This window comes from Photobacterium chitinilyticum, from assembly GCF_004104355.1.
GTDB classification, from domain to species: Bacteria; Pseudomonadota; Gammaproteobacteria; order Enterobacterales; family Vibrionaceae; genus Photobacterium; species Photobacterium chitinilyticum.
Window position 1 is genome coordinate 531,664 of sequence record NZ_RJLM01000002.1, and the last position, 12,952, is coordinate 544,615.

Below are 12,952 nucleotides of genomic sequence, written 5' to 3' on the forward strand. Positions count from 1 at the left end.
TGTGAGACCGGTAAAAGATCGAATCAGGCTCATGCTCGGACTGACAGTAGTGACCTTGTCGCTGTTGTTGGTTTTCGTCGTAGGTTATGGCCAGGCACTGAAAAGCTATCGTCAGTTGACAACCGATACGGTGATGGCGCAGACCGAAGCTGCGCGCCTTGGCGTTGAGCAGGTGCTTAACTCCGGGGTGTCGCTGGAAGATATTGCTGGGTTAGGTCAGGTCTTGCAGCCGATTGTTGAGGCTGATGTCTCGGTGACTGGCTTGCGCCTGTTATCAGGACAGAAGCAGCTCTACCTGTATGGTGATGTGCCGGAGAACGGCAACCGGATTTCCATTCCGCTCAGCAACAAGTTTACCCAGGTGGGGACACTTGAAGTCGTTCTGAGCGATCAGATGGTTGAAGCCACGGTGGCTGAAAACTTTCAGCCGTTTATCTGGTTGATTGCGGTGCTCCTGGCGGTGTTTATCGGTAGCGTCTTAAATAGCAGCAAGCGGGCGGTTTATCTGACCAGTTTTACGATGGTGTTTCTGGCAATGTCTGTCAGCGTCATGTTTCTGGTCGGTAGCCTGTATCGCGATGGCTTGCAAAGCAAGGCGGTGTCGCTGGCTGATGTGGTCAGTCAGCGCCTGTCACCGATCTTGGTTCATGATGTGGATCGTGATCTGGTGGTCGGTATCGAATTGATGCTTGATAACTTCCGTCAGACCAACCCGGAGCTGTCGAAGATCGCGGTGTTTAAAGAGAACCGTCCGGTGGCGGCTAGCTGGCAGGGAGAGGGGATGGCAGAGGTTATCTCCGATACAGGCATGCTCGATTACGTCATTGGCGGCTCTTCATCAGGACAAGTTCGCCTGACCTATAAGGCCGAAATTGTCCTTGCCCAGCTGGCCCGGACTTTAAAAAACTTTGCGGTACTCTTCTTCGCATGTGGTCTGGTGTGTTTTGCCTTTATCCGCCTGTTGAGCGGTGAAGCCAACCAAAAACGCAGTGATGTGATATTGGAGCGGATCAAGCCCCTGTTTCTCGGGGCGGTGTTAATGGAGGCGTTGATGGCGCCGATCATGCCACAGTATATGACCTCGGTCGCGGAGTCGGCCGGACTAGGGGCTGGGGCATCATCACTCTTCTTTACTCTTTATTTCCTTGGTTTTGCCCTGACCCTCCTGCCTGCGGCGAGACTGGTTGAGATGTACGATATCCGGCGTGTGTTGGTGTTCGGTATATTGCTGTCCAGTCTTGGATGCGGGTTGCTGGCGATGGACATGGGACTGGAAGCTATCTTGTTGGCTCGTTTGGCTTCCGGGGTTGGTCAGGCGTTGATTTTTATTTCTGTTCAGGGTTATATCCTGCGGTTCAGTAATAAAGACAATAAAACTCAGGCTGCCGGGATCATCGTTTTCTGTTTTAACGCAGGCTTTATAGCCGGGGCTGCAATTGGTGCGCTGTTGGCTGATTATCTGGGTGACAAAGGTACCTTTACCCTTGCCGCAAGCATTGGGGTGATCATGAGCCTGTTTAGCTTGATTTTGCCGTCAATGCGGGCAAGGCAGAAGCGACAGGGCTCGGTTGCAGATATGGTATCGGCAATGATGGCGGATTCATGGCGATTGATTAAAATCCCTGCTTTTGTCCGCACTATGCTGCTGGTGGGGATCCCAACTAAAGCGGCACTAACCGGAATTGTGTCATTTGCGGTGCCGTTGCTGCTGGCTGAGCGGGGCGTCAGCAAAGAAAGTATAGGTCAGGTGCTGATGTCATATGCAGCTATCGTACTGCTGGTCAGCCATAAAGTCGGCCCTTGGGTTGACCGACTGGGTAACAGTAAAACAGTATTGAGCCTGGGTAATTTTATTGCCGGGCTTGCTTTGATTTTGCTGGCTATCGGGTTGGCTATGCCGCAAAACTGGCAGACCGTCGTTGTGATGACGCTGGCGATGATGATGATGGGCTTTTCTCATGGTCTGATCAATGCGCCTGTGGTTACCCACGTGGTAGTTAGCATGGCTGAGAGCCAAGAACCGGACTCTGTCATTGCGGCAACCTACCGTTTTCTTGAGCGGTTTGGCCATGTGTCGGGATCGGTTCTTGTTGGCCAGTTGTTGATCTGGTTCGGTGCGGAGCATGCCATGCTGGCGCTGGCTGGTTTTTTTGTTGCTGCTTGCGTGCTGTTTACGATTTGCGGCCAAGGTGCAGCTAAGGCGGTGTCATCATGATGCGGCTTCTATTACTGATGACTTTGACGTGGAGCTCGTTCTTATGGGCTGATACTCAGTGGCCGACCTGGTTGGGGGATGAGCTGAAGCCTGTATCCGGCAGCCACTGGCAGACTAAGAGCAGCCAGGATAGCGTCGAGTTTCTGCCGGTGAAATCCGAGCCGAAAATTTTGGTGATAGTGTCTCGTCAGGCTAAATCCTATGATATTGCACTTGAGACCTTGCTTGGTATCTATAGCCGTGAACTACCATTGGCCCGTATAGTGGTGCGCAAACTGCCTGCTACACAAACCGGTAGCGATGGGCAACAGTTATTATTGCAAATGCTCAAGGAGGCGGAGGGTAACACTCACCTGATTTACACCGTTGGATCGAAAGCGACGGTGGCTGTTCGCAATGTCTACAAAGGTGGGAAGGTTGCTGTTGTTTCTGTTAATGCAAAAGACCCGGTGCTGTTAGGCCTTATCGATAGCGATCAGGGATCGGGCGATAATTTTGCGTTTACATCACTGAATCTGCCTGCCGAGGTGACGCTGGTATTTATGAGGCGTTTTAACCCATCGTTAAAGCAAATTGGTGTGCTCTACGCGAGGAAGAATAAAAGTGCCTACACCACACAATATTTGCCGCTGAAAAAACTCGCCGAGAAGAGTGGGGTGAAGATTGTGCCAATCGTGGTTGATGAAGAGCAGCCGTTGTTTGAGCTAGAGGTTGCGATGACCAAGGCAGTACGCACCATGCGCCTGACCGATCCTACCTTAGATAATAGCTTATTGTGGCTGACTGGCAGTTCAAGCCTGCTGTCCCGAATGACTGAAATTAACCGCTATTCCGGTGGTTTGGCAGTGATTTCTGCCGTGCCCGATGTGGTAAAAAGTGGCCCGGACAGTGCTCTGATGTCGTTTGGGGTGAGTTTTGTCAATAATGCCCACCAGGCTGGCTTATACGGGTTGAAGATTTTGCGTGGCGAAGTTAAGCCTGGCGACTTGCCGGTGGGGCATATTTCTCCACCGGATATCGCGATTAGTTTTGAGCAGGCTCGGCGGATCGAACAACAAATTCCGTTTGTACTTATGGAGATGGCGAGTGATGTATACGGCATGAATGGCAACGTTATTCGTTCGAAAGGTAAATCGATGCAGGAGCAACAATGAGTTTAGCGATGTTTTTTAAAACTCGACGGTTTCAGTTTGCTTTGGCTGTTTTGTGGGCATCTTGCGTCAGCTTTAGTGTCCACAGTGAAGTGCGCCCCGAGCGGTTACTACTTGTTACCCAGGAGTGGCGTCCTTATCAATATCAGCAAGATGGCCAGATGAAAGGACCGGGTATTGAAAAGCTCAAGTGCATTATGAAAGTGATGCAGCAACCGTATCAGATCACGATGACTGATTGGGACCGGGCACAGATCCTGGTTGAAGTGGGTGAGCACCATGGTTTTTTCCTGGCGTCCCAAAATGCGATTCGTGATAAATATGCCGATTATTCACTGCCGGTGCTCAGCCAGGTATGGAGTTGGTTTAGTTTGTCCGATTCGATTGATACAGAAAGCGTAATGTTTAAAGAAGAAGTTGCTGTTACAGCAATCTTCGGTTCGAACAAGTGGTTTTGGCTGCACAAGTCGGGTTACCGGGTGGAGAAAAAACCGCGCCAACCCACCACGCTGATTGAGCTGTTGCTTGCTGGGGAAGTCGGGGCAGTACTCGCCAATGATTTTGTAATGAAAGACGCGATTGAAAGTATGGGGATTAGCCATCGGGCGATCACCCGTAATGTCGTCAAGGAAAAGCCTCTCGGGGTGTATTTTTCAAAGAAATTTACCAAGCAATACCCGTTGTTTGTCGGTGAATTTAATCAAGCAATTGGTCAGTGTAAGGAGAGGTAATATGCCGTTGTCATTAAGAATAATAAGCTCTCCTGATGGAGAACCAATTTCTGAATGGAACAAGAATTTCCCTGAAGAGGGCGGCAGTCTCGGGCGCTCTTACGGTACCACGATGCAATTGTCTGATGCGTCGCGAGCTATCTCGGGCACCCATGCGATTATCAATCGTGGCAGTCGTGGTTACCAGGTAATGGATGTCAGTACCAACGGACTCTTTATCAATGGTAATACTCAGCCGTTGGGCAAAAATAATACGTCAAGCCTCAATGATGGGGATGTACTGGATCTTGGTCAGTACCGCTTGATGGTGTCTTGTTTTGTACCGGAACGGGCTGCGGTCAAACCCTCTTTTGCAACGGAGTCGCCGTCATTGGGGGATTGGGCGGATGATCCTTTCGGCAGTGAACTCCCGGTGCAGGAACTGTCTGTACAACCAGAAGCGGATCGTCGGGAGCCGGAGTTGTCATTCACCGCGTTTGCTGACTCGTCGATGTCGGCGAATGTTGAGCTTGACCCTTTTGCCGATCAGGAGCCGGACGTGTTGCCGACGGTAGCACCGGTTCATATCGATAGATTCAATGATGACAGCTTCGACGATGATCCATTTTCTGGCGAGCAATCTGAGCTGCTGGCTTCTGTGCCGCTTGCTAGTGGGATCCCGCAGGCCCAGAGCCATTCACTGATCCACCGTCCTGCCCATGGCGAACGCACGGCCTTACCGTCAGTCGGGCTGGATCCCCAGCAGATCCTAGTCATGCAGGCCAGACAACAAGAAATTATGACCCAGGCTGCCGAAATGGCACTTGGCAGGCTAATGGAAGAAATGGCTCCAACGCACCTCGAAGCGATGTTTACTGATTTGGTACAGCCAGGTTTGTTCAGTCGCAAGCCGGATTACTGGGAAATGTACAAACGTTATTTCCTACGTCAGCAGGATAACCAAGAGTGGCAGTTAAAATTCAAAGCGTATTTCAGCGAGAGCTTACGCATCAAACAATCTCTAGGAGAAAAGTGATATGGCAAAAAAGCTTTTTACACTCCTTAGCGTTTTCTTGCTCAGCGGATGCAGCTACTTAACGTTTTGGAAAGACGCCTCACCACTACAGGTGATCGTCAATATCGAGGCTGCCAACAATATCAACCCCAATATTGATGGACTGGCTTCACCGCTGGAAGTCCGTATTTATCAGCTTCAGGACAGTGAAGCTTTTAACCAGGCGAGCTTTATTGATCTCTATAGCGATGATCAAGGGGTGCTGAAAGCTGGTTTGTTATCAAAGCGAAATCTCGACAGCGTGCTACCCAGCGAAGAGCGCCAAGTGGCCATTCCATTGATTGCCGAGACGGAATACATCGCTATTGTGGCGGCATTTGCGGATTTTCGCGAAGCCAAGAATAAAGTGATTTTGCAGATTCAGCCTGGGTTGCCAGCCATGGTTGAGGTCAAGGTTGATGGCGTCAATATAAGTATTACCGGTCAAGAGGACTAACCAAAAATGGATAAGAAAAAAGTTGTTTGGTCTGAAGGTATGTTCCTTAGTCCGCAGCACTTCCAGCAGCAGGAGCGCTACCTAGAAGGGTTCGTAAAAAACTACCGTGATCTGATGATTCCCAACCGTTTTGGTCTGGCGGAACTAGAGCTCGACGTGGCGTTGAACAATATCGGGAAAGTGGGAATTAAGCGGGCAAAAGGGCTATTCCCCGACGGAACGCCATTTGATGTACAAAATGGCCTGGCGCTGGAGGTGCCGTCTGGCACCAATGACAAACTGGTCTATCTGGCATTGCCTATTTACCGTACGGGTGTGGTTGATATCGGTAGTCCGCAAGATAAGCACCGCCGTTATCACCGCCTTGATCATAATGTGTTTGATACCAGCCGGGATCATAGCGAAGCCCTCCAGCTTGAACTGGCCGAGCTGAACATTGAGCTAAAGCTGGAAGGGGATGATCTGCAGGATTATACCGTGATCCCTATTGCCCATGTGACTGAGCATAAGGCTGATGGTGAGGTCGTACTGAACAAAGCGTTCATTCCTGTGTGTCTGCATTTTACGGTATCTGATTACCTGCAGGATAACGTCAATGATATTTATGCCCAGATGCAATACCGAGCGCGCAGTATTTCTCAACGCCTGCAGGTTGAATCAGCCAGCAAAAGCCACCAGGCCCTGATCCGCGATTACTTGTGGCTGCAAGCTCTGGGACGCTGGCTGCCAACGGTTAAGACCTGGCTCGACACCGGCACGATTGCCCCGCAGGACATTTACTATGAATGCCTGAAAATTGTTGGTGAAATGCAGGGACTGGAAGGGAAGATGCCGCAGGAGTACGGGCGCTGGGACCATAGCCGCCTTTACTCATTGTTTGCCGGTTTGTTTTCGGATATCCGGATCTTGCTTCGTGAGGTACAGCTCGACAGCCTGACCACACTGGTGTGGGATTCAAGCCTGTTTGAGAAACGCCGCCTGCTGCGTACCCTGGTTCAGGATCGTGCCCTGTTTAATGGTGGACGCTTTGTGTTGGTAGTGTCCTCAGCCCTGGGTTCAGTCAAACTTAGCGAGCAGTTCCCGTTGGCCAGTAAATTGGCTGGCAACAGTACCATTGCCGATCTTGTCCGTAATGCGCTTTCCGGCGTATCGCTACGTACTCTTCCGGTTCCGCCTTCTGAGCTAAAAGCGCGCAGTGATGCTGCGTATTTTGAAGTTGATACCCAGTCTCCGTTATGGCGAGAGCTGATTCAGAAAGATGAACCTATCGCACTGCATATCGACAGCCGTATCGGTGATGTTGATATTGAATTTTTTGTGATTCGCTAGGAATTAAGTCCATGACTTCATTATTCAATGAACAAGAGACGATCGCGATCCGCCGCTCAGAGCCTATTCGAAATGCCAGGCAGGAAGCTCAAGTTGCGACACTTGACTTAAGTGGTACCGAAAAGCTTATTGAACAGTTGGCGATCTATGATAACCCGTTACTTAATGCGGGCAGCGGACTACTTGCATTGCTGGTGAGTTTGCCGCGTCAGGGATCACCGCTTGATATCGATGGTTTCCGCCAGCAGTTGTTAGATGGTATTGCCGATTTTAAACGGCATGGGCTGTTTTTGGATTACCACCCGAGTGTGATCGAAAAAAGTTGCTTTGTGCTATGTGCGGCATTTGACGAAACTATCCTCTATACCAGTTGGGGGGAAAAATCGCGTTGGGAAAACCATTCTCTGCTGAGCAAGGTATTTAACCAGCGTGATGGTGGCGAAGTCTTTTTCAGCCTGCTTGATCAGGCTCGTCGCCAGCCAGCTAAGCTGGTAGATTTTCTTGAGCTGCAATATGTGCTGATTATGCTGGGCTTTCTTGGCAAGTATCGCCATGCAGAACGCCAGAAAATTAATGAGCTTAAGTCTGAGCTGTACACGATTATCCGCTATTACCGCGAAGAGTCAGCACTGCAAGTTCCTAAAACACCGGAGTTGCCGGAGGTGCAAAAGCCATGGTGTTTCCTCAGCTCGACCAAGTTATTGCTTATCACTCTGTCGGTACTTCTTGGCGCGTACTTCTTCTCAGAGTATTGGTATCAAAACCGCAGTGAAGCAACGCTGTTGGCGTTCAGCTCGCTCAAAATGGATGGGTTTGGCCATGCCACCCAAAATCAAGATTTGGTTTATGTCAGCACCGATGAAGATCTGGGGCTGGTCAGTACTGCCAAAGAACAGGTACCGCAGCCTGAAACTACAGTTTCACCTACTGCTGGTTGGGAGATCCTGCTGGCCGGTTTTGCCGAGCGGGCGGATGGCGAGCGGCTTGCAAAAGATCTGAGGGCGGCGGGTTACTCCGTCACGCTTAATGATGTTGACGGTGGCACCGAACTTATCGTGCCGGATCAGGCTGATATGACCAAAGCCAAATTACTGAAAAATGAGCTTAATGTTCGCTTTGGCCTGAATGCATCCGTACGTCGGAATAGACAACAATAATGAAAATGATGAAATTAAATAAACCATTACTTTTGCTGTCGATAGTTCTGCTTGCTTGCTTTGGAGCAGCGTGGCTATGGATACCTGTTGACCCGGAATCAGATTCTCTGCTTAAGCCGATTACTTTGGTGGGAATTTTGGTTGCGGCGTTACTGGCGCTGTTCTTTTGTTACCGCCCGGAGCGTTCTAAGGAGAAAGATCAACAGCACGAGCAGTCCATCCTGTTTAGGCAGGATGTCAGAATCATTCGCCAGCTATTTAAAGCTGCGGTTAAACAACTGCGTGGCGTTCGTGGCAATAAGCTGAAAAGCTTATATGATCTGCCATGGTATGTGCTTATTGGCGGTGAAAATGACGCCAAAAGCAGCCTGCTGCAGCAAAATAACCTAGAACCGGTTCTACACCGTGCTATCGATGAAAGTGATACCGACCAATATATCCGGTTCTGGAGTAACGACAATGCCGTTGTTATTGAAGTCGGCCATCGCCTGTTCGACAGTGAAGGCATTGATGAAGGTTTGTGGCGAGAACTGACCAAGCAGCTGCTGAAGTACCGTCCGCGCCAAGCGATAAACGGAGTGATCTCCGCTATTGGTTGTGAGCAGTTTTTACAGTGCGATAAGAAAGCCCGCCATATTCTGAGTACGAATCTTCAGGAGGCGATCCTTCAGTTGGGTGAACAGACAGGGCTGACATTGCCTGTCTACCCCGTCTTCACCAAAGCCGATACGATTTCTGACTTTGTGAATTTCTTTGCCAGTTATTCCGGTTGTGATGTCGACAACCCGTTTGGTGTGACTTTCACCATTGATGAGAAACATCACTTTGAGCCCCGTAAACTTGATAGATCCTGTCAGGATATCCTGAAGAACCTAGTGCAGCAGCAATTCCAGCTAATGCGTGAAGCGCGTAAGGACGAGATGGACTCTGTTATTGCGCTGCCGTACCAGTTGTCGGTGTTCTTTGAGCGTGCCAATGAGCTGCTGACCAATCTCGGACGGGAAAACCGGGTTCGCCAGGCTGTCTGGATACGGGGCATGTATCTCGTGACCACAGGGCAGAAGGGAACCAGTTATGATCTTCTCACCCAGTTGGTAGCGGAAAAGGCGGCATTTAATGCTGACATTACTCAATCTCAGCCTCAGGGGCGCAAAAACCTGTTTTCGAGCCGGATCTTCAGCCATGTAATCTTGCCTGAAGCCGACATCGTCGGGGTTAATACCCAACGCCATTATGGCTACCTCGCGGCCCGCAGTGCTTTTGTTTGTGGCTTAGTGGGCATCGTTGCCGCCTTTGGTCTGCAGTTACAGGATAACTGGAACTATGACGAAGCGTTCAGGAGCAAAGCCATTACCGAGCTGAGCTTATACCGCAAGGATGTTAACAGGTTACAGGAAGATCATTCGGGCTTGGCAGAACTGATCCCGGTTTTGAATGAATTGCGAGAAGTGGATCAGCAAGGGGCCCAACCTTTGCCTTGGTATCAGAAAGTCAGCATTAAGCAAGAAGATACTGCCGAGCAGATCCAGCATGTGTACCAGCAGCAGTTGCAGCTGTTCCTGTTGCCGCAAATTGCCGACCTGCTGAGCAGTGAATTGTATGTCTACGTTAACCTGGGCAATCCGAGCAAGGTGTTTGAGCTACTACGTTATTATCAGATGCTGTTTGATGCCAAGCGCCTGGATCAGGACGAGATGATAGGCTATCTGGTTGATACCTTAAACGATCAGGGTGATATTTCGGCTGATAGCATTAATCAGCTCAGCTTCTTGATGACAGACTTGTTCAGCAGTGACTATAGCCGTGCTCTGGATCCTAATGAAGAGCTGATTTCTGTCGCGGTACAGAATCTGGAAGGCTTATCTCCGGAGCGTCTGATCTATGCCCGGGTTAAATCATTACCTGAATACCGCAACCGAGTGGATGTGCGCCGTCAGCTAGGAGATAAGTTCTCTTCGATGTTCCGCTTCAAGTCCGGTTTCCATGGTTATCTGCTTCCAGAGCTTTATACCCGGCAGGGCCATGCAAAAATCGATTTATCCGTTAAGTCGTCGCTCTTGAAAAAGCAGCTTGAAGAGTTCAAGTCAATTCAGGGAGATATGTCCGGCGCATCGGTTGCCGAGCTGACGAAACTAAGCAAGAAAGTGCAGCGGCTCTATTATTCTGATTATGTTTATCAGTGGAAAGAACTGATCAAACACATTGAGATTAAAGACTTCGACAGCATGGCGGATCTGGCTTATGCGGTACAAACTGTCCGGGACCCTGCCAACAGCCCGCTGATTGATGTGCTTGATGCAGTGGTGATTAACACCACACTGGCAACGGAAAATGATGCTGATACCAAGGGTAATACCAAGGCAGCCAGACAGCTGGGTCTGAAGAAGACGGCGAAAGTCCTTAAAAAGATCGATAAAGTTAACCGTATTGCGGGTGATAAACTGGTTCGATTGCAGCCGTCTTTTGTCGTTAACGATGCATTCAACAGTTACGCTACGTTTATGGCGACCCAAGGCCAGAGTGCCCCAGTTGATGAACTGTTAGTAGAACTTGATAACCTCAATACCTACCTTGATTCTGCTTTGACCAGCAGCGATCCCGGTAAAGCTTTATATGGTTATGCCAAGGCACATGCTGCAGGTAGCCAGGATCCTCTAGTGACACTGCGCCGTCAATCCAGCCGTGCTCCTCGCCAGATTTCGTCCTGGGTGACTGAACTGAGTAAGCAAACCTGGAAGCGGGTTGTTACTGGTGGTGTAGGTTACCTCAATACCCAGTGGCAGGAGCAGGTGTATGTGTTCTACCGTCGGGCTATTGAAGGGCGTTTCCCTTTTGCTTTACAAGGCCGTGGCGAGGTGGCGATTGATGATTTTGCGACCATGTTTAAGCCGCAGGGACGGATTGACAAGTTTATCACTACAGAGCTTCAGCCATTTGCTTACTGGGACAATGGCACCCTTAAGCTGGCAGAAGTTGATGGTGAAAAGTTACCGCTACGCGCATTGACCTTAAAGCAAATCAAGCGAGCTAAAGAGATCCGGGAGCTGTTCTTTGGCCCGACCGGGGAGGAACTGGCATTGCAACTGCGCCTGAAAGCCAGTTCGATGAGTACGACGACAACTAAATTTGATATTCGGGAAACGGAAGGCGTGTTCTCTTACCGTCATGGTCCGAGATTGTGGCAGGACATCGTGTGGCCTTCTGCCGGGAGAGACGGCTATATATCTGCCAATTTCTACAAGGGCGAAAACCGTATTGCCAGCCAGTCCTACTCCGGACAGTGGGCGCTATTTAGGATGCTGTTTGACGGCCGTTCCAGTGCAACGGGCGACCGGAGAGTTCGTAACCTGCTCTACAAACTTGGCGATGAAGAGGTGGTCTTGAAGTACTCGCTGAAAGACAGCAACTTGCCGTTAACCAAAGGGTTATTAACTAGCTTTAACCTGCCTTCAGCGCTATAGCGCTGGGGGCGGAACCTACGTTTGTTTTCCGTTTAACACAGGAATGAATACAGTTTAATATAGTCGGTATAAGAGGTAATAATAATGACTGATGTTTCTACTACGACGTCGTCAGGTAGTGTGACGAATTTTGCCGAGGTCACATCCTGTTGGGATCTGTCGCAAATGAGTTTGCAGGGCCGGGCACAATATGAGGCCCGGGTCGGGATTATCAATTATTTAGCAACGCTGGACTTTCAAAAGACGCCCTCGTTATCGAGCAGTGTTCTGGATAACTTTGTTAATGATTCAACCATTACCAATGATATTGCCGGACTGGCGAAGAAAGGTTGTTCGGCGGTGCTGAGGCAGACCGGTCCTGGCCGCTCTGTATTGGGCGCTGTTGAAACGGTTGGTCAGAAATGGGAACAGGTTAAAAAGAAAATCATCGCCAAGCTGGAGTCTTTTTTCAGCCGCCTGATCAACAACCTTAAAAAGAAATACGCTGAGGTAACTTGGGTTGTTTCTTATCTGTCCGAGATGGCTGGTTGGCTAGTTGGTACATTGGTGCGCGATATTACCCATGCAATTCCGGGCTGGGGGTATGTGCAGGATGCTGCCGACTTGTATAAAGGCGTGAAGAAAGCGGTCGTCAGTGCTTCTCGTTATTTTGAGCTTAAAAGTGCCGGTAAAGGTGTGATGCTGCTTGATGGCCACCCGGATGATATCGCCTACTGGCTTAAGAACCATATTGGTTGCGATGCCATGCTGGGGATTAAAGATGTATTGGTGACCTCTGGTAAGTTTGCGGTCAAAATGGCCGGTGATGCGGCTGGTGGGCTGGGAACCATCATTGGTCTGTTGGTTGGGGCTTTGACCCGTATCGGTGCCTTGGTAGACTACATTGTTCAGCGGGCGAGTGTTGATAAGACCTTGAAAAAGGCACGTAAAGAAAAGGATCGGGTATTAAACAAGAATGGTCTGGTGAATGATTGTGACGCGTTCAACAAATGGTTCAGTCGTACGTTGAAAGTGACGCCTATTTTTGCCTCGCTGGTACTTCATGCTGGCGTTGCCGCGCATCCGTATAACTTCCTGGAGCTGATTAACTTCCGTGGTCATGAAATTTCAGCGCAGCGCTACGCACGAGGGGCGAAGTATATCCAGAAGCTAAAAGAGGCTGGCGGACAGCATATCCGTGACTATTCTGAAGGCTACGGCCTGAGTATTACCAGCTCTTCGGCGTGGCAGAATGCATTGCTCAAGCAGCAGCTAGAGGGGGGCGCGGTGATTGAATCGGATCTGGTATTGCCAAGCCCTGACCAATGGCGCAGAAATGCGATTCGTCGCAAGGGCACTCCGCCGAGTCGTGATCAGTGGCATCGCCAGCCGATTCGCAGGAAAGCGACTGTATAATCAATGGTTAACGGCGTAAATTG

Annotated in this window: 9 protein-coding genes; all 9 read left to right on the forward strand. The window is 49.9% G+C overall.

Features of this window, described 5'->3' with window-relative positions; translation table 11 throughout:
• Position 1 precedes the first annotated feature (1 nt).
• The 9 genes from EDI28_RS08455 (at position 2) to EDI28_RS08495 (ending at position 12,929) form a co-directional block, all read left to right on the forward strand.
• Positions 2-2,215, forward strand: coding sequence for an MFS transporter (locus tag EDI28_RS08455; RefSeq protein WP_233353317.1), 2,214 nt, complete (start codon positions 2-4; stop codon positions 2,213-2,215).
• Positions 2,212-3,369 (forward strand): ABC transporter substrate binding protein, encoded by a 1,158-nt coding sequence (locus EDI28_RS08460; protein ID WP_128783406.1) that lies wholly within the window; start codon positions 2,212-2,214, stop codon positions 3,367-3,369. The genes EDI28_RS08455 and EDI28_RS08460 overlap by 4 nt, the downstream gene beginning before the upstream one ends.
• Positions 3,366-4,097 carry a transporter substrate-binding domain-containing protein gene (locus EDI28_RS08465; protein WP_233353318.1) on the forward strand — a complete coding sequence of 244 codons (732 nt, stop codon included), beginning with the start codon at positions 3,366-3,368 and terminating at the stop codon, positions 4,095-4,097. Before EDI28_RS08460 ends, EDI28_RS08465 begins: the two co-directional genes overlap by 4 nt.
• 1 nt (position 4,098) lies before the next feature.
• Entirely contained in the window at positions 4,099-5,112 is a 1,014-nt protein-coding gene (locus tag EDI28_RS08470; protein WP_128783407.1) for a type VI secretion system-associated FHA domain protein, read from the forward strand.
• A gap of 1 nt (position 5,113) precedes the next feature.
• Entirely contained in the window at positions 5,114-5,587 is a 474-nt protein-coding gene (gene tssJ / locus EDI28_RS08475; protein ID WP_128783408.1) for a type VI secretion system lipoprotein TssJ, read from the forward strand.
• Between the two features lie 6 nt (positions 5,588-5,593).
• Positions 5,594-6,916 carry a type VI secretion system baseplate subunit TssK gene (gene tssK, locus EDI28_RS08480; RefSeq protein ID WP_128783409.1) on the forward strand — a complete coding sequence of 441 codons (1,323 nt, stop codon included), beginning with the start codon at positions 5,594-5,596 and terminating at the stop codon, positions 6,914-6,916.
• 11 nt (positions 6,917-6,927) lie between these two features.
• Entirely contained in the window at positions 6,928-8,073 is a 1,146-nt protein-coding gene (icmH, locus tag EDI28_RS08485) for a type IVB secretion system protein IcmH/DotU (protein ID WP_128783410.1), read from the forward strand.
• A 5-nt stretch (positions 8,074-8,078) separates the two neighbouring features.
• Positions 8,079-11,534 carry a type VI secretion system membrane subunit TssM gene (tssM, locus tag EDI28_RS08490; RefSeq protein ID WP_199287394.1) on the forward strand — a complete coding sequence of 1,152 codons (3,456 nt, stop codon included), beginning with the start codon at positions 8,079-8,081 and terminating at the stop codon, positions 11,532-11,534.
• 84 nt (positions 11,535-11,618) lie between these two features.
• Positions 11,619-12,929 carry a hypothetical protein gene (locus tag EDI28_RS08495; RefSeq protein ID WP_128783411.1) on the forward strand — a complete coding sequence of 437 codons (1,311 nt, stop codon included), beginning with the start codon at positions 11,619-11,621 and terminating at the stop codon, positions 12,927-12,929.
• The last annotated feature ends 23 nt before the right edge of the window (positions 12,930-12,952 follow it).